Origin of the sequence: Kordia jejudonensis, assembly GCF_001005315.1 — a bacterium.
GTDB lineage: Bacteria > Bacteroidota > Bacteroidia > Flavobacteriales > Flavobacteriaceae > Kordia > Kordia jejudonensis.
The window spans coordinates 1-22,515 of the sequence record NZ_LBMG01000042.1; the positions used below are offsets into that span (position 1 = coordinate 1).

The 22,515-nt window shown below is 34.1% G+C and carries 17 protein-coding genes; 10 read left to right on the plus strand and 7 right to left on the minus strand.

Annotated features, from left to right (window positions below):
* From AA089_RS25215 to ctlX, 5 genes are all read left to right on the plus strand, one after another.
* Window positions 1-1,466, plus strand: a 1,466-nt coding sequence (locus AA089_RS25215; protein WP_053002534.1) for a hypothetical protein, incomplete at its 5' end; no start/stop codon positions are given.
* 246 nt (window positions 1,467-1,712) lie between these two features.
* Window positions 1,713-3,002 (plus strand): citrate synthase, encoded by a 1,290-nt coding sequence (locus tag AA089_RS17635; RefSeq protein ID WP_046758311.1) that lies wholly within the window; start codon window positions 1,713-1,715, stop codon window positions 3,000-3,002.
* A gap of 73 nt (window positions 3,003-3,075) precedes the next feature.
* Entirely contained in the window at window positions 3,076-3,990 is a 915-nt protein-coding gene (locus AA089_RS17640) for a dimethylarginine dimethylaminohydrolase family protein (RefSeq protein WP_046758312.1), read from the plus strand.
* A 128-nt stretch (window positions 3,991-4,118) separates the two neighbouring features.
* Complete coding sequence (locus tag AA089_RS17645; protein ID WP_046758313.1) at window positions 4,119-4,928, plus strand: transporter; 810 nt, start codon at window positions 4,119-4,121, stop codon at window positions 4,926-4,928.
* Between the two features lie 166 nt (window positions 4,929-5,094).
* Complete coding sequence (gene ctlX, locus AA089_RS17650; protein ID WP_046758314.1) at window positions 5,095-6,030, plus strand: citrulline utilization hydrolase CtlX; 936 nt, start codon at window positions 5,095-5,097, stop codon at window positions 6,028-6,030.
* Window positions 6,031-6,226: 196 nt separating this feature from the next.
* Here the strand turns inward: ctlX and AA089_RS17655 are convergent, their stop codons facing one another.
* A complete protein-coding gene (locus AA089_RS17655; protein WP_046758315.1) occupies window positions 6,227-7,672 on the minus strand; it encodes a hypothetical protein in 1,446 nt (481 codons plus the stop codon).
* Window positions 7,673-7,962: 290 nt separating this feature from the next.
* Between AA089_RS17655 and AA089_RS17660 the strand changes: the two genes are divergently transcribed.
* The 3 genes from AA089_RS17660 (at window position 7,963) to AA089_RS17670 (ending at window position 13,639) form a co-directional block, all read left to right on the plus strand.
* On the plus strand, window positions 7,963-8,376 hold the full coding sequence (locus AA089_RS17660) for an RrF2 family transcriptional regulator (RefSeq protein ID WP_046758316.1): 414 nt from the start codon (window positions 7,963-7,965) through the stop codon (window positions 8,374-8,376).
* A 75-nt stretch (window positions 8,377-8,451) separates the two neighbouring features.
* A complete protein-coding gene (gene argS, locus AA089_RS17665; RefSeq protein ID WP_046758317.1) occupies window positions 8,452-10,230 on the plus strand; it encodes an arginine--tRNA ligase in 1,779 nt (592 codons plus the stop codon).
* A 238-nt stretch (window positions 10,231-10,468) separates the two neighbouring features.
* Window positions 10,469-13,639: a S41 family peptidase gene (locus AA089_RS17670; protein WP_046758318.1), complete on the plus strand. Its 3,171-nt coding sequence runs from the start codon at window positions 10,469-10,471 to the stop codon at window positions 13,637-13,639.
* A gap of 39 nt (window positions 13,640-13,678) precedes the next feature.
* Here the strand turns inward: AA089_RS17670 and AA089_RS17675 are convergent, their stop codons facing one another.
* The 4 genes from AA089_RS17675 to AA089_RS17690 form a co-directional block, all read right to left on the minus strand.
* The gene (locus AA089_RS17675; RefSeq protein WP_046758319.1) at window positions 13,679-14,158 is read right to left on the minus strand and encodes a hypothetical protein; all 480 of its coding nucleotides are present in this window, start codon (window positions 14,156-14,158) and stop codon (window positions 13,679-13,681) included.
* A gap of 124 nt (window positions 14,159-14,282) precedes the next feature.
* A complete protein-coding gene (locus AA089_RS17680) occupies window positions 14,283-16,589 on the minus strand; it encodes a TonB-dependent receptor plug domain-containing protein (protein WP_046758320.1) in 2,307 nt (768 codons plus the stop codon).
* Window positions 16,582-17,481, minus strand: a complete 900-nt coding sequence (locus AA089_RS17685) for a FecR family protein (RefSeq protein ID WP_046758321.1) — start codon at window positions 17,479-17,481, stop codon at window positions 16,582-16,584. The genes AA089_RS17680 and AA089_RS17685 overlap by 8 nt, the downstream gene beginning before the upstream one ends.
* Before the next feature lie 748 nt (window positions 17,482-18,229).
* Window positions 18,230-18,745 (minus strand): RNA polymerase sigma factor, encoded by a 516-nt coding sequence (locus tag AA089_RS17690; RefSeq protein WP_046758322.1) that lies wholly within the window; start codon window positions 18,743-18,745, stop codon window positions 18,230-18,232.
* Between the two features lie 140 nt (window positions 18,746-18,885).
* Between AA089_RS17690 and AA089_RS23855 the strand changes: the two genes are divergently transcribed.
* Window positions 18,886-20,898, plus strand: a complete 2,013-nt coding sequence (locus AA089_RS23855; protein WP_053002537.1) for a LamG domain-containing protein — start codon at window positions 18,886-18,888, stop codon at window positions 20,896-20,898.
* A 255-nt stretch (window positions 20,899-21,153) separates the two neighbouring features.
* Complete coding sequence (locus AA089_RS17700; RefSeq protein ID WP_046758323.1) at window positions 21,154-21,411, plus strand: hypothetical protein; 258 nt, start codon at window positions 21,154-21,156, stop codon at window positions 21,409-21,411.
* A 58-nt stretch (window positions 21,412-21,469) separates the two neighbouring features.
* Here the strand turns inward: AA089_RS17700 and AA089_RS17705 are convergent, their stop codons facing one another.
* Together AA089_RS17705 and AA089_RS24940 are read right to left on the minus strand one after the other, a co-directional pair.
* On the minus strand, window positions 21,470-22,123 hold the full coding sequence (locus tag AA089_RS17705; RefSeq protein ID WP_046758324.1) for a hypothetical protein: 654 nt from the start codon (window positions 22,121-22,123) through the stop codon (window positions 21,470-21,472).
* A gap of 148 nt (window positions 22,124-22,271) precedes the next feature.
* Window positions 22,272-22,436 (minus strand): hypothetical protein, encoded by a 165-nt coding sequence (locus AA089_RS24940; protein WP_156169094.1) that lies wholly within the window; start codon window positions 22,434-22,436, stop codon window positions 22,272-22,274.
* Window positions 22,437-22,515: the final 79 nt, after the last annotated feature.

Genomic DNA, 22,515 nt, shown 5'->3' on the forward strand with positions numbered 1-22,515 from the left:
TTGTTGCTACTGAAACAACACATGAAATTAAACTACAAAATCTAATAGGTTCGCCTAATTTTCTTTGGCATGCTGTTATTGATGCTCAAGCGTATACATGTGGAAACATTACAGATGCTATTTATTGTACAGATGCATTAGAAGATACAGCAACAGGTTTAACTGTAGGAAATACATATTACATACAAGTATACTCGCATGTGGCAAATGCAAACACGACATTTGATATCTGTGTATCTACAAACTTAATTCCAGGGCAAACCTATGTGCCTGATGATAACTTTGAGCAAGCACTCATCGATTTAGGTTTAGATACAGCATTAGACGATTATGTAACAACGAGTAACATCAACACAGTAAATGACTTAAACATTCGTAACCTTGGTATTTTTGACCTTACAGGAATAGAAGACTTTGCTGGATTAGAAATCTTAAACTGTGGATTAAACTTTTTAGGCGAAGTAGATCTAAGTCAAAACACAAATCTAAACTCACTAATCGCGGATAATACGGCACTAGTTGCCTTAAACGTTAAAAACGGAAACAATACCAATGTTACAACATTCATCACACTTGGTAATGTAGATTTATTCTGTATTCAAGTAGATGATGCCGCGTATAGTACCACCAATTGGACGCTAATTGAATCGACTACAAGTTTCAGTGAATACTGTGGAAATCCTATTCAAGTAGCTGCAAAAGTATATTTGCAAGGAGCTATGCTCGACAATACAGATGGTTTTATGCGAACAGACTTAAAAGATAACAATCATATTTTAACAGTAAGTCCATACGCTGATGCCACTGCAATTGTTGCAACCGATCCTGTATATATTGCTACAGAACAGGATAAAATTGTCGATTGGATTTGGATAGAACTCAGAGACGCTACAGATCCTACAAACATCATTGATGGAAAATCTGCGCTGTTACAACGTGATGGCGATATTGTAGAAGCACTTGCTGACAATACTACAACGCCTGTTAGTTTCAATCAAGCACCAAATGACTATTACATCGTAATAAAGCATAGAAATCACTTAAGTGTCATGTCGGACATCGCGGTATCATTATCTAGTACAGTTCTTGTGGTAGATTTTACAGATCGTGCCAACCAAATAACGTATGGTTCAAATGCACAAGCTACTTTCGGAATGCCAATTGATGTCGTAGCCATGTGGTGCGGAAATGTAAATGGAGATAACGTAGTGCAATACTCTGGAACCAATCCAGATGTGCCAACCATTCTCTCTACGGTGCTCAATGATCCTGATAACTTTCTAAACTTTCCAACCTTCATTGTTTCTGGGTACGATACAAATGATGTCAACATGGATGGAAGCATACAGTACACAGGTACAAATCCCGATACGCCATTCATATTACAAAACATATTGGCACATCCAGGAAACTTCCTAAACTTTAGTACATTTCAAATCTCAGAGCAATTACCCGAAAATGAGTAGTGAGCTAAAAAATAAAAATAAATTCAACACATTAAAAACTCCGTAAAAAGCTATCAAAAAACAACTTAAATAGCGGTCGAAATACATTATAAAACAGCAGCTTTTTTTAGTATTAATAGTATTTATTTTCATCATAAATTTTTATGATATCTTAATTGTTAAATCCTTTGTAAAGTCCTTTCATAAATCGCGACTTATTTCGTAATTTAGCAAACCAGATAAATAAATAAAAATTCTACTAAAAATATGTCAGATAATATAGCTACGTTAGAAGTCAATGGTGAGAAACATGAGTTCCCAATAATCAAAGGAACGGAAAATGAAATTGCTATTGATATCAAAAAATTAAGAGGCGCAACAGGTGGCGTCATCACAATTGATCCAGGATACAAAAATACAGGCTCTTGCGAGAGTGCCATTACATTTTTAGATGGAGAAAAAGGTGTGCTTCGTTACAGAGGATACGCTATAGAAGACTTAGCTGAAAAAGCAGACTTCCTAGAAGTTGCTTACTTACTTATTTTTGGAGAGTTGCCAACTTCTGAACAATTAGAAAAATTTCACAAAGACATCAAAAAAGAATCTGTTGTTGATGATGACGTGAAAAAAATATTAGATGCATTTCCAAAATCTGCACATCCAATGGGCGTGTTAGCTTCGTTAACAAATGCACTAACAGCATTCAATCCTTCTTCTGTAAATGTTGATTCGGAAGAAGATATGTACAAAGCTATCGTAAAAATACTTGGAAAATTTCCAGTGTTAGTCGCTTGGACAATGCGCAAAAAACAAGGATTACCGTTAGACTACGGCGATTCATCATTAGGATACGTAGAAAACGTACTAAAAATGATGTTCAAACAGCCAAATGAAGAATACTCGCTAAATCCAATTGTAGTAAATGCACTAGACAAACTACTTATCTTACATGCAGATCACGAGCAAAACTGTTCAACGTCTACAGTTCGTATCGTAGGTTCGTCACATGCAGGATTATTTGCTTCCTTAGCTGCTGGAATTTCAGCACTTTGGGGACCATTGCACGGAGGAGCAAACCAAGCTGTATTAGAAATGTTAGAAGGAATTCGTCAAGATGGTGGAGACACTAAAAAATACATGGCGAAAGCAAAAGATAAAAGCGATCCTTTCCGTTTAATGGGATTTGGACACAGAGTTTACAAAAACTTCGATCCAAGAGCTACCATCATCAAAGTTGCTGCCGATGAGGTATTGGGCGACTTAGGTGTGGAAGATCCAATCTTAGACATCGCAAAAGGTTTAGAACAAGAAGCATTACAAGATTCGTATTTTGTAGATAGAAAATTATATCCAAATGTAGATTTCTACTCAGGAATCATCTACCGAGCAATGGGAATTCCAACAGAAATGTTTACCGTAATGTTTGCATTAGGACGTTTGCCAGGATGGATTTCACAATGGAGAGAAATGCGCTTACGCAAAGAACCAATTGGACGTCCACGTCAAGTATACGTTGGAGAAAATCATAGAAATTTCAAGAATATCTCTGATAGATAAAACACAGAATAACACACAAAAGCTTCATGGATCTAAACATCTATGAAGCTTTTTTACTATAGATCCCGAATGTATGTTAGAACTTTACGTAAACGATGAAACTTCTCAATTAAAAGCAGTTGTACTAGGAACTGCCGAAAGTTGCGGGCCTACGCCAAAAGCTGAAGACTGTTATGACCCAAAATCAAAACAACATGTGATTGCAGGAACATATCCTTTAGAAAAAGACATGATTCCTGAAATGGAAGCCGTTGCCGCAGTTTTTGAAAAATACAACGTACAAGTCTTTCGACCGAAAATTATTCAAGATTACAATCAAATATTCTCAAGAGATATCGCTTTTGTCATCGAAGACAAATTTATAAAATCGAATATACTACCAGATCGTGAACGTGAAATTGAGGCTATTCAGCACGTAATTGATCAAATCCATCCAGAAAACATCATTACCTTACCTGAAGAAGTACATGTAGAAGGTGGCGATGTTATGCCTTGGGGCGATTATATATTTGTTGGCACATATTCAGGTGAAGACTATCCAGACTACATCACAGCGCGTACAAACATTGATGCGGTAATTGCATTGCAAGAATTATTTCCAAACAAAACCGTTAAATCATTCGAGCTTCGGAAATCGAATACAGATCCAAAAGAAAATGCATTGCACTTAGACTGCTGTTTTCAACCTATTGGCACCAATAAAGCCATCTTGCATAAAAATGGATTCTTAGTTGAAGACGAATATCAATGGTTAGTAGATTTCTTTGGGAAGGAAAATATCTTCGAAATCAGCAAAGACGAAATGTACAATATGAACAGTAACATATTTTCTATTTCTCCAGAAGTTGTCATTTCAGAGCAAAACTTTACACGTCTAAACACATGGTTTGAAGCACAAGGATTTACTGTTGAAAAAGTTCCGTATGCAGAAATTGCCAAGCAAGAAGGTTTATTGCGTTGTAGTACCATGCCATTAATAAGAGCATAATTCATTTTATAAAATACGATAACTAAAAAATACTAGAATTGCTTGATGTTTTACAGTCCGTAAAATTAAATTCATGCAAACTAAGTAAGTTTCTCAAAGCACCACAGACTAAAACCAAAACATTAGGTATGTGGAAACATCTCATCAAAGCTATTTGCTTCATCATTTTCTGTAACTCCTATAACGGATTTGCACAAGGCGCTATTAGCGGATTTTACAATGAAAAAGGAAACACAACACTTGTCGTTGGCGCAGGTTTTGAAGACTCTAAAAACTACTTCATCGGAAGAGAAAAAAGTGATCTGAGTCGGAACTTATACAGCGTTTCAGTCTTTGGAATTTACGGAATCAATAATCGATTAAATGTCCAAGCTTCATTACCATATTTAGTCAGTGACGATCAAAGCGGATTGCAAGATGCACAACTATTTCTCAAATACTTAGCGTTTACAAAGCAGCGTGCAACAGACAAATTTGAATTCTCTATTGCAACAGGATTTTCATTCAATGTAAGCAATTACGATGTTGGCGGATTAAACGATTTAGGTCAGCGTGCCAAAATACTTGAAACACGCGCGTTGCTTCACTATCAAAAAAAGTCAGGCTGGTTTGCAAACGTTCAAACAGGATTCTCTTTCAAATTTGAAGAAGTACCGAATAGCTTTCCGTTCAACGTAAAATTTGGAAAAGCAAGTGCCAAAAGTTACTTCGATTTTTGGTATGATTTCCAATACGCTTTTGGCGGAATTGATTATCGTGGCACGCCAGCTCCACAAAACTTTAGAGAATTAGGCGTTGGTTTTCATAAAATTGGCGGCACTTATCATTTTCCACTATCAAGCAAATCAGGAATTTACATTGCACCTTCATACACAATCTCAGGAAGAAATGTATTTCAAGGATTTGCATATCATGTAGGTTGGACGTACCAACTGTAATTCCGATATCTTTTAAATAAAAAACAACCTGTAAATCAGCAACTTATTTAAGAACTTCATAATTTGAATGGGCTTTCATTGAAAAAATCGAAAAAAAATGAACATTATTTTAGTTTTTATGTAATTTTAGCGCAACAATAAAAACACTAAAAGCAAGGCTAACAAAATGCAACAAATCACCAATACGATCCTTATGGTACGTCCGGTTGCGTTTCGTATGAACGAACAAACGGCGGTAAACAATTACTATCAAAAAGTATTAGATGGCTTATTGCCAGAAACAGTACAAGCGAGAGCAGTAGCAGAATTTGATGCATATGTGGAAAAGTTAAAAGCAATTGGCGTCAATGTAGTTGTAATTCAAGATACCAAAGAACCAGATACACCAGATTCTATTTTTCCAAACAACTGGATTTCTTTTCATGAAAATGGAAATGTTGGTTTATATCCAATGTATGCTGAAAATCGTCGTCAAGAACGTAGAGAAGACATTTTAGTGGAACTCGAAAAATTAGGTTTTCACATTGAGAATGTTATAGATTATACGTCAGCAGAAGACGAAGACATTTTTTTAGAAGGCACAGGAAGTTTATTGCTAGATAGAGTCAACAGTAAAGCATACTGTGCGTTATCGCCAAGAGCTGATGAAGAATTATTCATAGAATTCTGTGAAGATTTTGAATATATGCCTGTAATTTTTACAGCAAATCAAACGGTAAACGGGAAACGCGAAGCTATCTATCATACCAATGTAATGATGTGTTTGGCAGAAAACTTTGCAGTCATTTGTTTGGAATGTATCGATGACAAAAAAGAACGTGAAAACGTCAAAAAACATCTCAAAGCAGATGGAAAAGAAATCATAACCATCACTGAAAAGCAAGTCAATAACTTTGCAGGAAACATGTTGCAAGTAAAAGGAGCCAATGATGAACGTTTCTTAATCATGAGTGATGCCGCACACAAATCATTAACAGAAAGTCAGCTAAAAGCCATTGAAAAACATTGCAAGATCGTATCAAGTTCTTTAGATACTATTGAAGCTTGTGGTGGAGGAAGCGCGCGTTGTATGATGGCTGAGGTTTTCTTGCCAAAGCAATAATTTGAAATCATTATAGTGAATAGAAAATGGTCATTCTAAGCTCGACTCAGAATTTCATAACAGTAAGTCAAGTATGATGTGAAGTTGAGTCAAGTTTAGCTTTGCGTAATGAAATAAAATTTAGTAGTATAATAATAAAAGCCTGAGAAATTCACTTCTCAGGCTTTTTTATAGTTGAATCATTCAAGCTTTCAGGCTATTTACAATCAGTATATTCTTGAATAATTTGTTTCAGATTTTCTTCATTCTTTACATCAAACTCGCCTTCTTTTAAATCAGTAGCGACTTGTTTACACTTAGATAAGTACTTTGCCATTGCTTTGGAAATCTTTTCGTTATTACGATCGTCAATCATAAAACCAACTTTCTGATCGTTCACTTTAATAACATACGTTCCTTCTTCGCCAGGTTTTGTCAATAACATATTTCCGTTTTCTTCATACAACATCTCATAGAAATACGAATTATTGAATCCAAAATTTGATGCATTTGTCAACTTTTTCATGGCATTTCCTTTCGTTTTCATACCATAAAAAGATTTCTCAACACCTTCGTCAGTAGCTGTAAATGAAATTCCGTCTTTCGCAGAAAACTTTTTAATACGTGTGCGACCTTTGTCATTTTTATAGCGAATACTAATTGACTTTCCATAATTATCAATAGAATTCATATCGTGCAAACCAGCAACTTGCTGTCCTGGTTCAATCACTAACTTTTCAAAAATAACATACACTGTTCCCGTATAGGTTTTACCTTTTTTATCGGTAATACTTCCTAGAACTCCGTATAAATTAACACTATTTTCTTTGGCAATTTTTACTTTTTCTTTGCGTAAATCACTTTGGTATTTCTTCGCCTGACGACCAAATACATAACCGCGACCTACCATTTCTTCAACGAAAATCTGCCCAAAAGTTCTAGAAAAACGATTGGTAAACATCGTCTTAGAACCTTCATCAAAATCAAACGTTTCGTCTGTATATGTTGTTACAACGGCTGCTGTAGAACCTACTTTGCGCGATTCTTTTGCCGTGGCAACTCTAATTCCGTCTAAATCTGAAATTCCATACGACTTATCAGAAGCAGAATAAAATACTTTTCCAACAATTTTAGTTCCTGTAGCGCCGCCAAACGTAATTGTTCCATTTGGTTTTACATACGGTTTGTAGCGTCCAACAGTTTCCTTGCGTTTATCATCTTCAAGTTTTGCCGCTGCTGCTGCTTTTGCAAACTTTTCACTAATAATTTCACGATCTTCTGCAAAAAAGGCAGCTACATTTTCTTTATTAATTCCGTTAGCATCAATCAAATTGTATTTCTGACTCAACAAACGGATGATAATTTTTTTTGAGCTAAATGAAGTTTGTAAAATTTCATACGGAATCTCCGTTTTTTGTCCATCAGCAGAAGTCATTTCTACATATTGATGATCTTGAATTGAAGAAACTGAAATTGCTTTATAATGTGCATCAAATGCTTTTTCGCCCGATAAATACTTAAATGTATATTTATCTCTTGAATCTCCATCTTCAAAAATGGCAACTTCTTTCTTGTCAAAAAGAATTTTATTTTTCTTGATCTTAATTTTCTGACCAAATGCTAAAACTGGTAATAATAGTAGCGCAAATATTAATTTTTTCATGTCAATGTTTATGAGTTTGTAATAGAATCGGTGGCTAATGTACTAAAATAAAAGGACACATAATCAGAATGTTACAGATGAAAAGCTTACATCGGTACTTTTAAAAATTGAATGTTGATAGTCGTATAGAAAAAGTGTGAAAAAAATGAAATATATGCTAAATATTGGCAATAATACTTCGTAAAATATAGATAATTGACGAATACTTTTGTTTTTAACAAACAACCATTTACTTTTATGCACTAGATTGGAATGCCTCGAAACGTTACCATTATCTGAAAAATAAAAATATGCTTTCTAAAAAGACTAAATACGGACTCAAAGCATTAACCTACATCGCACGCAAAGGAGACGAATTGCCTGTGTTGATCTCAGAAATTGCTACGGAAGAAAATATTTCTAAAAAGTTCCTAGAGGCAATTTTACTACAACTCAAAAACAATGGTTTGCTCGGTTCCAAAAAAGGAAAAGGCGGCGGCTATTACTTAATTAAAACTCCAAGTGAAATAAAAGTTGCATCGCTTATTCGCATTTTAGAAGGTCCGATAGCAATGTTGCCGTGTGTGAGTCTAAATTTCTACGAAAAATGTGATGATTGTCCTGATGAAACCAAATGCGGATTGCATCAACTCATGTTAGAAGTACGCGATAATATGTTGGCCGTTTTAGACAACAAAACACTAGAAGATCTTACTATTTTGTAAATCTCAATTATCTCTAACAACTTTCGTGATACCTAATCAATAATTGATATCTTTGCACCTTAATTTTTAGGAGTAATGAATATTCAAGACGTATTATCGGCAAAAGTCAAAGAAGCATTTGAAACCTTATACAGCGCTACCTTAGACACTGTAGAATTTCAAGCAACACGAAAAGATTTTGAAGGAGACATCACCGTAGTGACGTTTCCAATGTTACGCGTTAAAAAGATGAATCCTGCACAATTGGGAGAAGAACTTGGGCAATATTTAGAAAAACATGTTGCTGAAGTAAGTCGTTTTAATGTGGTAAAAGGATTTTTGAATTTAGTTATTGACGATTCATATTACCTAAATTTCTTTGCAAATATTACCAATAATACATCATTTGGACACGAAACGCCTGCTAAAGATGATAGTGCTGTCATGGTTGAATATTCTTCGCCTAATACCAACAAACCGTTGCATTTAGGACACATTCGAAACAACTTATTGGGCTATAGTGTTGCAGAAATTATCAAAGCTTCTGGAAAAAAAGTATACAAAACACAGATCATCAACGATCGTGGAATTCATATCTGTAAATCCATGTTGGCTTGGCAACGTTTTGGAAACGGCGAAACACCAACTTCAACAGGATTAAAAGGCGATAAATTAGTCGGAAACTACTATGTAGCTTTTGACAAAGCCTATAAAGAAGAAATTGCACAGTTAATTGCCAATGGAATATCAGAAGAAGATGCAAAAAAGCAAGCGCCAATATTACTTGAAGCACAAGAAATGTTGCGTAAATGGGAAGCTGGAGACGATGCAGTGGTGGCGCTTTGGAAAAAAATGAACCAATGGGTGTATGATGGTTTTGCAACTACTTATACAAACTTAGGTGTTGATTTTGATGCGTTGTATTATGAAAGTGACACATATTTATTAGGAAAAGACTTTGTAAAAGAAGGATTAGAAAGTGGTGTTTTCTATGCAAAAGAAGATGGTTCGGTTTGGTGCGATTTGACAGATGAAGGCTTAGATGAAAAAATTGTATTGCGAGCTGATGGAACGGCAGTGTACATGACACAAGACATCGGAACGGCAATTCAGCGTGTAAAAGATTATCCAGATATTGGCGGAATGATTTACACGGTTGGAAACGAGCAAGATTATCACTTTAAAGTATTGTTCTTAATCTTAAAAAAGCTAGGATTCAACTGGTCTAAAAACTTACATCACTTATCCTACGGAATGGTAGATTTACCAAGCGGAAAAATGAAAAGTCGTGAAGGAACTGTTGTAGATGCAGACGATTTAATGGTGGAAATGGCAGCAACCGCCAAAGAAATTTCACAAGAATTAGGAAAGCTAGAAGGCTATACAGACGAAGAAAAAGAAGAACTCTACAAAGTAATCGGAATGGGAGCGTTGAAGTATTTCATCTTAAAAGTAGATCCTAAAAAACGAATCTTATTTGATCCGAAAGAATCCATTGATTTTGCAGGAAATACAGGACCTTTCATTCAATATACGTATGCGCGAATTCAATCAATTTTGCGCAAAGCTGATTTTGATTATTCCGCAGAAATTACCGATATCGAAATTGACATTCGTGAAAAAGAAATTCTAAAACAATTACAAGGATATCCTGCGGCAATTCAGTTGGCAGCAAACAATCAAAGTCCAGCAGTCATTGCTAACTACACCTATGATTTGGTAAAACTGTACAATTCATTCTTCCAAAATATTTACATCTTAGGAGAAGAAAACGAAGCTAAAAAAGTATTCAGAGTACAATTGTCTAAAAAAGTGGGAGACACGATCAAATTAGCATTTGGATTGTTGGGAATTCAAGTTCCTGAACGAATGTAATTTATATAAAAATATACGCTTAAATCGCTTCCGCAGGCATGCAAATGTCAGTGTAAGCGATTTTTATATTAGAAAAGTTTCTGCATCTAGATAAAAGTAGCATCTCACTCGTATTTAAAAATAAAATTTAAGTTCATATCTTAGTTGCTTCTAGGGCTGATTGAACGTTTTATAAATACTATTTAGAAACGAACGTCAAAACCTGATTCATCAATCAAAAATAATATGTCTTTTAGTTATGCATAAAAAAATATTCTTTCTTCTCGTTTTTGTAGTTATATCCATTGTTCATGGACAACAGCAAACCGATGACACTGCTCATTTTACCTTAAAACCAACACTAACACCCGATGCAAAAGCAGTCATATTTAGTTACGAAGGCGATTTGTGGAAAGTTTCTTCAGATGGAGGAGAAGCGTACAGAATAACTGCCATGCAAGGCGTTGAAACAAATCCGAGTGTTTCTCCTGATGGAAAATGGTTGGCGTTTTCAAGCTATCAATACGGAAATAATGATGTGTATATAATGCCGCTAAAAGGCGGAAAAATTACACAACTAACGTTTCATCAAGCGGATGATATGATGTCTTCTTGGAGTTGGGACAGTACAACCATCAATTTTACCTCAAACAGGTACAATTTGGAAACAAACTATACAATAGCTATAAATGGCGGAACACCCAAAAGAACCTTTGGACACTATTTTAACAGAGTTCACAACGTGGTACAGCATCCAAAAACAAACGATATTTACTTTAACGAATCAAGTGAAGCTTCATTTGATGCCAATAGAAAAAGATACAAAGGCGATTACAATCCTGATATAAAATCATACAATCAACAAACAAAAAAATACACACAGCATACAACCTACAGAGGAAAAGATTTTGCAACAACTATCGATGCTGCTGGAAATATCTATTTTCAATCAGACAGCGGAAATGGTGAGTACAATTTATACAAACTAGAAAACGGAACTTCCACACAATTGACCAATTTTTCTACGTCAATTATGTGGCCAAAAGTAAGCGCGAATGGTGAAAAAATAGTGTTCCGAAAAGACTATCAATTGTTTGTATATGATGTAGCCAATAAAACGACTAAAAAGCTGAAAATTAACATCAGTAACAATTCTACACTCGAAAAAGAAGAGTCGTATACAGTCAAAGGTGCAATCACTTTTTTCGATGTTTCTTCTGATGGAAAAAAGATGGCATTTGTTGCGAGAGGAAAATTATTTGTCTCTGATGTAAAAGGCAAATTTGTCAAAGAAATACCAACCAATTCATTAGAAGCTGTCAAGGAAGTAAAATGGCTAAAGGACAACAATTCGCTGCTGTTTTCTCAATCAGACAAAGGATATTACAATTGGTTTGTAACAAGCGTAACTAGTAAATTTGAAACAAAACAACTTACAAAAAATACACAAAACAATAGGCAAATTACGTTTAATGCAGACAAAACCAAAGGTGTGTATTTGCGAGGGAGAAACGACATCTATATTCTAGATTTAGAAACTTTTAAAAGTGAATTGATAGTGACAGATGAATTGTGGGGATTTTACAATTCAAATCCACAATTTTCTCCTGATGGAAAGTATATTTCATACACTGCATACAGAGATTTTGAAGCAGATATTTTTGTGTACAACATAGCTTCAAAAAAATCAATCAATCTGACAAAAACCAAAGTTTCCGAACGTGAACCAATTTGGTCTGCAGATGGAAAATACATCTATTTATCTTCTGAAAGAACAGCGCCGAGCTTTCCTAGTGGTGGAAGTGGAAACTCTAAAGTATATAAAATGGCTTTAGACAAATATGAAAAACCATTTAAAATTGATAAAATAAACGCGCTTTTTAAAGAGGAAAAGAAAAAAGAAAAAGACGAGAAAGACGGAAAAGATAAAAAAACCACCAAGAAAAAGGAAGAAGTTATCGTGGCAATCAACGAAAAAGGATTGATGGATCGGTTAACCTTAGTCAGTCCGCAATTTGGTAATCAACATAGTATCACTGTTGTAAATGATGGAGAGAAAACGCATGTATTGTATGTATCAAATCATGATCAAGGGAAAAGAAAGTTGTGGAAAACAACTTTAGCGCCTTTTGAAAACAATAAAACAGTGAAATTAAGTGATAAGACAATAAATGGCTATCAATTTAACTCTGTTGGAAAAAAACACTTTATATTATCAGGTGGAAATATAAGTACGGTAGATTTAAAAGCCAACAAGCTACAACCCGTAACAATTGATTATCGCTTTCATAAATCGTTGTCAAATGAATTTGATCAAATGTATTATGAAGCTTGGGCAGGAATGGAAGAGAATTATTATGATGAAAATTTCCACGGAGAAAACTGGCAAAAATTAAGAGATCAATATGCTACATATTTACCGTATGTGTCTAGCAGAGCAAATTTAAGATTAATCTTTAACGATATGTTGGGCGAGTTAAATACATCTCATTCTGGGTTTCGATCGTCTGGAAAAGAAGAAGAAACCTATCACGGGACACGTACATCAGAGACAGGAATTATTTTCAATACCGAAAATCCGTTTGTCGTAGAAAGAATTGTTACAGAAGGACCAACTGATATCAAAAATAAAGATCTTAAGAAAGGCGATAAATTAGTTGCCGTAAATGGCAAACGAATAAATGAAAAATCTAACAGAGAACAGTATTTTGCCAATCCAAAATTTAATGAGGAATTACAATTAACATTCAGCCGTAACAACAAAGAATTTAAGGTAAATATACATGCAATATCTTTTTGGGGACTTAAAGACTTATTGATTGACGAATGGCAAGATCAAAATCAGGCACATGTAGATAAAAAGTCTAACAATAAAATTGCGTATGTGTGTATGAAAGATATGGGAAGACGAGAGTTGACCAAATTCTATCAAGATTTAATTAGTGATGAAGCGTATAAAGAAGGTTTAATTTTAGATTTACGTTGGAATACAGGAGGAAATGTACATGATGCAGTATTGAATTTCTTGCGACAAAAACAATACCTAAACTGGAAATATAGAGAGGGAAAATTAACAAGTCAATCTAACTTTAATTACGGTGACAAACCAATTGTGTTACTCATCAATGAACAATCGTTATCGGATGCAGAAATGACGGCTGCTGGTTTTAAAGAATTAAAAATTGGAACCATTGTAGGTACTGAAACTTATCGTTGGATTATTTTTACAACCAGTAAATCATTAGTCGATGGTTCTTCATATCGATTGCCAACTTGGGGATGTTATACCTTAGATGGGAAAGATTTAGAAATGAGCGGAGTTGCGCCAGATGTATATGTTGGTGAAAATTTTAAGCAGCGTTTGGAGAATGAAATGCCACAACTAGATAAAGCAATTGAAATTATACTGAAAGAATTGAATAAAAAATAAATGAATCAATAGTCATTTATCAAAAAATCATTCGAAAACTCAAACTTGGCGTAAGGCTAAATTTTGTTTTTTTGTAAGCGCTATTTTTCTTGAATATAATAGGTTTAATAACTGCACTTTAGTTTTCATTTGCTGTAAAGCAGAAAATTGGAATTCAAGGCTTTTAATAAGGAAAACGGTATTGCTTTTAGTCAATTCTAAATTACGCAATCTTTCATATAAACTGTCAGATAAATTTTCATCATGCGTTTCCTTCATGTGCGCTAGATAATTACTAAATGTCATATCTTTAAACAGAAGTTTATTGGCAGCATTCGCTTTTACAATATAGTTTTCGATGTCTAGTTGAACTTCTTCCGATAGCTTTTGAGTTGCTTTAAATTGTGTTTCTAAAGGATCAGTTTCTTCTGCTACTTCTACTATTTCTTCTTCTTTTGGTTTTGAAAAAAAACTGTATTTAAAACATATAATAGCAATGATAATAGTGATAAATCCTAAAATTCCAATAGTTGTTCCCATGTATTTTAAAACTATAATAATATAATTAAAGATCAAAGTTGCTTATCATTTTTTTAACACAAATTAAGAAGATGACCTATTTGTTATGTGAAGGCTAAGGATTAGATAAAAAAGAATATAAAGCTTAAAAATCCACCCGAAAACTCAAATTTGGCGTAATGCCCAATGCACGATTTTGAACTTGAGAAATAACTTCGTTATCTAAATTATAATATTCGTTCAATACATTTTGCTGATCAAATACGTTCCAAACAGCGCATCCAATTTTAGCATTGATCTTTTTCTTTTTTGAAAGTGTCAAGCGATACGTCGCGGAAAAATCCGTTCTAAAATAATCATCTAAATTTTCCGAATTTGGCGAATTGTAATTAATATCTCCACTAATAACAGAAGGATTTCCAATAGAAGTTGTCGGTATTCCAGAACGATAATATGTTCCTAAAGAGAACTCAAATGCTTTCCAAGAATAAGTGCCGCCAAGTGTCAAATTGTGCGTAATGTCTAAGTTATTCGGAAAATGTTCGCCATTATTCAACGACATAAATTCATAATTATTGGTACTAAACGAATAACTCATCCACGTATTGAAATCGTGCCATTTTTTATTAACTAACACATCAATTCCTTTGGTAGTGTAACTTCCCACGGCATTCACAAATTGAAACTGATTTTGAAATCCTTGACTTCGTGTCGTAATGCCATCCACTTCTTTAATATAGGCTTCTGCGCTAATGAGCAAGTTGTTTTTTGTGTATTGTATGCCAACGGAAGCTTGTTTACTTCTAATAAGTGGCACAGAAGTTCCGTTTGCCAGCGTCCAACGACGTTTTTCAATCCCTAAAAAATCATTCTGTAAATCTATAATTTGTGAAATAGCTTGACTTTTATATTCGCCCAAGACCAATACACTAAAATAATTTGAAAATTGTTGTCTAAAATTCAAACGCGGTTCAAAACGAAATACGTCAATCTCTCCATAATGATTACCGCGAATTCCAACATTGATCATCGTTCGGTAACTGTCCGAAATATAATTTAACTCTGAATATACAGCATGATTTCGCATGACATCTTTACGATCGCTTCGAAATTGTGGATTGCTTACATCTTGAATATTCGTAATACCAATCTCTGAAAATTGATATCCATTTTGCGTAGTAAAGTTTTCATTGATGCGATATTTTGTGTGAAATTTAAGAGCGCTATCTGCCAAATCATTTTCCTGAAATAGGCGTTGATTGTTGGTAATATCAAAGTTGGTCGCTTCCAAATTGTAATTGGAAGAATACAATTGCACTTGCGTAGAAAACGAAGATGACCATTCCCGATTGTACGTCAGACCTGCGGCTAAATTTCGTTGTGTAATGCCACTATTTACGGTTTGAACCCGATTATTAAACAAACCTTCTTCGGTATAACTCAAATCGTTAAAAATAGTCAGGAAACTCAGTTGTAAATTGTCTTTTTTAGAAATATCATAGATCAACTTTGTACTCATGTCATAGAAATAAAAATCTCTATTTGTGGTTACGGTACTATTGGTTTGTTGAGTGTTATTTGTGATGTCTGTATCTTGAAAAATTCGATCAAAATATACCGTATACGTTGGTGTTTCAACCAAATCGGTAATAGAACGACGCGCCGAAACTTGTACTTCCATTTTTTTGTTGAGTTGAATTTTAGCAAAACCATCCGCATGAATCAAGTTCAATCCAGCGCCAGCTTGCAAAGAATCATTTGGATGTGCATCTAATTGCATTTGAATCATCCCAGAAACGCCATCGCCATACTTTGCGCTTGTTCCATTTTTAGTGACTGTAATTTTGTCTAAAAAATACGGATTAAAGGCAGAAATTAGGCCGAAAAAATGACCCGATTGATACATTTTAATATCATCCCACAATAAAATATTTTGATCATTTGTTCCACCACGAATATTGATATTAGAAACCGTTTCGTTACTACTAGAAATACCTGGAAGTGCCTGAATTGTCAATAAAACATCAGGTTCCGTAACGCCTGGAAGAATACTAAAATCTTTAGGTTTTACGGTAATTTGTCCTGTTCTATTGGTGGAAATTCCAGATGCAATATATTCTGTTAAGTAAATTTCGTCTAACTCCTGAATTTGTTCTGTAAACACCGTAATTGCAATATATCGGCCATTAATCAAGGTAAAACGCAAATTGGTTTCCGCTTCAAAACTCTTTAGAATGGCTTCAAGTGAAGTAGTGTTTTTTTGGGGAGTTACATACACATTCTCAATAAACGCATCGACATATGAAAAAACGACATCATATTCTTTTTCTATACTGGGCAGTAATTTAGACAGTAATATAGTGTTCTCTTGATTTTTCTGTGCGTTAACTAGCTGAAAAATAAGAAAGAAGCAGAGAAAAGTGAATACGGTTACTACACGTTTTTTAGTCACGTTTTAAAATAATCGTGTTTTGGTTTTTTTGATACTTCAGTTGTGATGGTATCGTGATCGATTGCAAAGCCATATCCATATTGGTATGCGTGAAACCGCAAGTAACTATTTGCGCAGTATCTACGTTGCTGGCATCGATTGTTACATTATACTGTCGTTCAAATTCTTGAATAACTTCTCGTAAAGGTAAGCTTTTAAAAGAACTTTCATTGCGAATCCATGAAGGTTCTTTTAGCATTTCTTTTTCATTGTGAATTTGTTTCCCATCGAGTATTAAAAAGCGTTGTCCTGGTTTTAGAACAATATTTGTATTCTTGTGATGTACCTTTACAGAACCTTCATAGCAAAAGACTTCGAAGAGGTTTTTACGTTGTTTTACATTGAATTCTGTTCCTAAAACAGTTACAATTCCCGCATCCGTAACCACGCTAAAAGTAGCACCTTTTGCAACTTTAAAATACGCTTCTCCTGTTAAGTTGACTTCTCTATTTTCATCCCAAGAATCTTCATTATAAACTAAACTTGAAACCGCATTTAGTTGCACCGCAGAAGTATCAGGTAATTTAACAGAAGTTTTTGCTGCAATTTCAGTTTCTATAGTAGTCGGATTGGAACTGGTGGTATATACATACGTACCAAATCCAATAGCTAAAATAGCCGCAATGCGCAACAAAGGTTTGAACCACGAAGTAGATTTCGGTGCTTCTTTTTGTTTTGGTGTTTGTATCGCATTATAAGCCGCCTCAACATCAACGTCGGGCGCTTTAAAATACTGTAGGGCAGCGTTCATCTTTGTCAATTCCTCATAATCTTCTAGCTTTTTAAAAGCTTCCAACTCTTTAGGAGTCAACGAGTGATCTAGCCATTTCTGTAGTAATTCTTCTCGTGTCATAATCGTTTCTTATCTATATAACAACCAATAGTTTAAAATTCCCCTATTTTTACTGTAAATATACTTTTTTTAATTTTTTACGTTGTCCTATATTTTTATTAGCAATAAAACTGTTATTTCTAGATACAATTTTTTTGCAAAAAAATCACTCGAAATGACGCTAGAATATTTAATTTCCATCTAACATCTAACATCTAACATCTAACATCTAACATCTAACATCTAACATCTAACATCTAACATCTAACATCTAACATCTAACATCTAACATCTAACATCTAACATCTAACATCTAACATCTAACATCTAACATCTAACATCTAACATCTAACATCTAACATCTAACATCTAACATCTAACATCTAACATCTAACATCTAACATCTAACATCTAACATCTAACATCTAACATCTAACATCTAACATCTAACATCTAACATCTAACATCTAACATCTAACATCTAACATCTAACATCTAACATCTAACATCTAACATCTAACATCTAACATCTAACATCTAACATCTAACATCTAACATCTAACATCTAACATCTAACATCTAACATCTAACATCTAACATCTAACATCTAACATCTAACATCTAACATCTAACATCTAACATCTAACATCTAACATCTAACATCTAACATCTAACATCTAACATCTAACATCTAACATCTAACATCTAACATCTAACATCTAACATCTAACATCTAACATCTAACATCTAACATCTAACAATTCATAATTTATAACTCATGAATCTCTTCCCGCAATTTACTCAACGCTCTATAAATCCGTTTTTCTACTGCTTTTGAAGAAATGCCCAATATTTCAGCAATTTCTTTATGTCGTTTTCCTTCAATTCTATTCATCAAAAAAGCTGTACGTTCCGATTCGGTCAAATTTGCAATAGCGCGTTGTAACTTTTGCAAATATTCTTGTTCCTGCATTAAAAATTCAGGATTCTCATTCGTATGCGATTTAGGTTTTATTTGTCGATGTTGCAATACTACTTTATGATGTTTTACTTCATTTAGCATCATATTATTGCCAATCGTAAACAGGTAGCTTTTTGCTTTTTCGGGTTTCACTTTACCACAATTTTGCCACAACTTGGTAAAAGCTTCTTGCGCTTTATCTTCAGGATTCAAATAATCGCCAAACTTGTAGTACAAATATGCATGCAGACTTTGGTAATGTTTCTTGAAAATTTTAGAAAACAAACCTTCGTTACAAATATTTTCGTGTAATGATGTTGGCATGAATGGTGGTTAATTTGACGCTAAAAGTAAACATAAATTTTTTAATTTATAAAGGTGGGAATTTTGCATCTGAAGTTGTTTCATTAGTAGCATACCTACATAAAATTGTGTTTTAAAATGCCCGAATAGTACTAATGTATATGATTAAAATCACTAAAATAACGTATTTGCAATTTGTTTTTTCGCTTCTCGCGATAAGTCTCTGTTTCACTTCATGTCAGGAAGAACGATTAGAAACCACGACGCCTGATACTTCTGAAACGCTGGTTGCTAATACGATGTTACCACAACTCATGGAACGTATGGCGTTGCTTGATGGTTCTACAGATAACTTCATTGATAACGCAAACTGTTTCTTAGTCAATTTGCCTGTGACGGTTTCCGTGAACGGAACAACTGTAACTGTAACTAATAGCAATGACTATGCTCAAATTGTTCAATTGTTGAACCAATCAAATGACAATACTGTTGCAATTACGTATCCAATTACAATTATTTTAAGCGATTATTCAGAAATAATCATTGAAAATCAAGAACAATTAGAAACGGAAATAGTCAACTGTTCTGGACCAAATCAGCCTGATATTGATATTGAATGTATTGATTTTCAATATCCGTTTAGCATTGCCATTTTTGACACCAACTTTGAAGTCATCGAAACACAAACGATTACTGATGACGAAACTTTGTTCTATTTCTTAGGAACACTTTCTAGCGGAACAGTCGCAAGTATCAATTATCCAATTAGTTTGGTGCAGGCAGATGGAACGGTAATTACGGTCAATAGTAATTCAGCATTAGAAACAGCAATAAATGCTGCTGTAAATAGTTGTGATGAAGATGACGACAATAATTATAATGATACAGATTGTACAATAGCTCAAATAACAGAAAATTTGCTGGATTGTTTTTGGCGAATTTCAAGCTTAAACGGAAATACACAATTTGACTATGAATTTTATTTCAATGCTGACGGATCGTTTACCTTTTCACAAGATCCAACAAGTAGTGTAGTGTATGAAGGAAACTGGGAAATTACAACGGCGCAAGGAAATTTAGTCTTAAATATTAGCAATGTAGCTTCTGCAGTTACAACAATTAATGGCACTTGGATTATTGACCAATGTACTTCGGAAGAAATACAATTGCATAACAATAATCAACAATTAACATTGCAAAAAAGTTGCGAAAACAATACACCTTTTGAATGTTTCGCTAATTTACAAACGACAATATGTGATGAAGAAAATCCATTTGACGGTTTTGTAGACATGAATTTAGAAGAACTCTTCATTGCCACGGTTCCATGTACACAATCTTTTAACTTTTCATTTCACTTATCACAAATTGACGCAGATACCAATCAAAATGCATTGATTCCTGTGTCATATACCAATACGAGTTCGGTAGAAACCTTGTATTTACGTATTGAAGATGCTGCTGGAACATATGAAATCTATATAATTACAATTTCCATAGAAGAATGTTGCACAAGCAATACCACTCCGTTAACGGACAACTTAATTTTATACATGCCGTTTGCCAACGAAACCAAAGATTTGGTAAGTAATTGGGAAGGAACAGGAAACTATACTTATGTATCTGACAGAGCAGGAAATTCAAGTTGTGCTATTGGATTTAACGGAAATGAAACGGTTGAAATTCCTATTACCACAACAAATCAAATTGTGCAAGGCGATGCGTTTTCGGTAAGTCTGTGGTTTAAAATGCAAAATACCAATCCATCAAACTATGAAATCTTATTCCAAAAAGGAAGTTCTATCAGTGAAGGTTTTCAAATCAGTGTATTCGATTTAAATACGCCCGTATTTAGTGATGCAGATTCTGGCTACGGTTTATGGGATGATCCTTGGAATATGGATGCCAATTTACCAACTGACACCACCAACTGGCATCATTTAGTGCTCACAGTTGATGACAACAATACCGTACGATTATACAGAGATGGTATCCAACGAAATGCAGACATCAACGCTGCCATTGATATTGGAAGTACACCATTACTAAATTACATACTAGGAAATGGCTTTGAAGGTCATTTAGACGATATACGCATGTACAACATTGCACTAAATCCAAATCAAGTTTCTACACTATTTACACTAGAAGCTGATTGCAATGTGTGTTTATAATATATAAAAATAAGTGTTTATTTAAGTTAGTTTAGTGACTTAGTTTAAAAGCTGCCTTTTGTTGAATTAGGGCAGCTTTTTTTAGTAAAACTCAATACTAAAAATTGAGTTTTACTAATCCCGTTGAAGAACGGGATCTAATACTAGTTTTGCAGTAACTATAATTCATATATTCCCTTTTTTAAGAAGTTTTGATATTGAAAAGCCTTAAGAGCGAATCAAAGTAAGTTACTTTAATATGCTGATGTCTAGAACGTGAGTTCTGGATTAGGTGGACAACTTACTGATATTGGACAATCCATATTAGAGGCTGGGTTTGGACAGCATTCACTTACGCAAGTTTGGGTGCCAGGTGCGCAGACAAATATGTTTGTATTGTCGCCTTCTCCACAGCGCTCAATTGAGCAAAAAGTAGAAGTTCCATACGTTCCACCTTTAACTGAATTGCTCAAATTAGAGACAGACATTTTTGCAAGTTTTAATAATTTAAGATTCTTTTTTTTCATACTATAAAATTTTAATATTTAGTTATAAGTCATATTTACATGTACTTAGTTACAATATTTAAAACTTACCCTGAAACCTTTTCCAATAACTCTTTGGCTTCTTGCAGTTCGGTAATTTTTTGATCAATTTCTTCGGTAAGATTCTTTTGCGCAGTAGGATCTATCTTTTTACGTTTTGATCCTGCTTTGCTCATTTCGGTTTTAAAGGCTTCAAGCGTTGTCAATTCAATTTCTTGTTTTTCCAATGCTTCTGCAACTCTGATGTTAAAACGTGCAATTTCAGGTGTTATTTTTAAATATGAGGGTAAGAAAAATTTATCTTTTACTCCTTGCCAATACACTTCTGCATCTTCTTCACGATCTGGAAATTCTATTTTCTCTGATCGTAAATTTTTCAAGCGTTTCTTTTCAGACATATATGAAAATCCAACAATTAAAAGAATGAAGCCAATAAAAATTCCAAAAGTCACACCAATTCCTGTCCATTGGTATGCCATATACGTAATTACAAAAGGTAACGGAATACTCAGTAGCCACATCGGAATAAAAAATAATCGCCCTTCTCTAACAATAAAAGAAGCTACCATCACCATCCAACTAGCACAAATAATAAGCATTTCTTCGTTCATGCCACCAAAATAATAAATACCATAAAAAGGAAGAGATAAAAGTGCAGCGAGTAAGGTAGCCATAATAGCACCTGCATTGAAAATAATCATGGGATATACAGTTTTAAGATTTTAAAAATAATAGATTATTCTGAATTGAACAATTCTAATATTTTTTAAAACGAAACGATATACTATTAAAAAGGCCGGAACGAACTCCGACCTTACCTAACTTAACTTGTTACTCAACTAAAAAAAACTAACAAGCATGTTCACTTGCTGTTGGATGACATGTTCCTGTTCGGCTCACATCTGACAAACTATCACACGTGTGTGTTTTGGGCGGTCTACCTCCTAAAATAGCTGTAATGTTAGAAATTGACTCCTTGTTTAATCGTAATGATTTTAAATTTCTCTTTTTCATACTATTTGATTTAAAGATTAATAATAGTACAAAATTAGGCCTGTTTCTAGCTCGCAACAAGCATCATAACCTTTGGTTT

What these genes read in the sequence shown, in the direction of transcription:
- AA089_RS17660 (WP_046758316.1), top strand. Translation starts at nt 7,963, where the DNA reads ATGCTTTCTAAAAAGACTAAATACGGACTCAAAGCATTAACCTACATC.
- AA089_RS17675 (WP_046758319.1), bottom strand. Translation starts at nt 14,158, where the DNA reads ATGGGAACAACTATTGGAATTTTAGGATTTATCACTATTATCATTGCT.
- AA089_RS17635 (WP_046758311.1), top strand. Translation starts at nt 1,713, where the DNA reads ATGTCAGATAATATAGCTACGTTAGAAGTCAATGGTGAGAAACATGAG.
- AA089_RS24940 (WP_156169094.1), bottom strand. Translation starts at nt 22,436, where the DNA reads ATGAAAAAGAGAAATTTAAAATCATTACGATTAAACAAGGAGTCAATT.
- AA089_RS23855 (WP_053002537.1), top strand. Translation starts at nt 18,886, where the DNA reads ATGATTAAAATCACTAAAATAACGTATTTGCAATTTGTTTTTTCGCTT.
- AA089_RS17670 (WP_046758318.1), top strand. Translation starts at nt 10,469, where the DNA reads ATGCATAAAAAAATATTCTTTCTTCTCGTTTTTGTAGTTATATCCATT.
- AA089_RS17690 (WP_046758322.1), bottom strand. Translation starts at nt 18,745, where the DNA reads ATGCCAACATCATTACACGAAAATATTTGTAACGAAGGTTTGTTTTCT.
- ctlX (WP_046758314.1), top strand. Translation starts at nt 5,095, where the DNA reads ATGCAACAAATCACCAATACGATCCTTATGGTACGTCCGGTTGCGTTT.
- AA089_RS17645 (WP_046758313.1), top strand. Translation starts at nt 4,119, where the DNA reads ATGTGGAAACATCTCATCAAAGCTATTTGCTTCATCATTTTCTGTAAC.
- AA089_RS17685 (WP_046758321.1), bottom strand. Translation starts at nt 17,481, where the DNA reads ATGACACGAGAAGAATTACTACAGAAATGGCTAGATCACTCGTTGACT.
- AA089_RS17655 (WP_046758315.1), bottom strand. Translation starts at nt 7,672, where the DNA reads ATGAAAAAATTAATATTTGCGCTACTATTATTACCAGTTTTAGCATTT.
- AA089_RS17640 (WP_046758312.1), top strand. Translation starts at nt 3,076, where the DNA reads ATGTTAGAACTTTACGTAAACGATGAAACTTCTCAATTAAAAGCAGTT.
- AA089_RS17705 (WP_046758324.1), bottom strand. Translation starts at nt 22,123, where the DNA reads ATGATTATTTTCAATGCAGGTGCTATTATGGCTACCTTACTCGCTGCA.
- argS (WP_046758317.1), top strand. Translation starts at nt 8,452, where the DNA reads ATGAATATTCAAGACGTATTATCGGCAAAAGTCAAAGAAGCATTTGAA.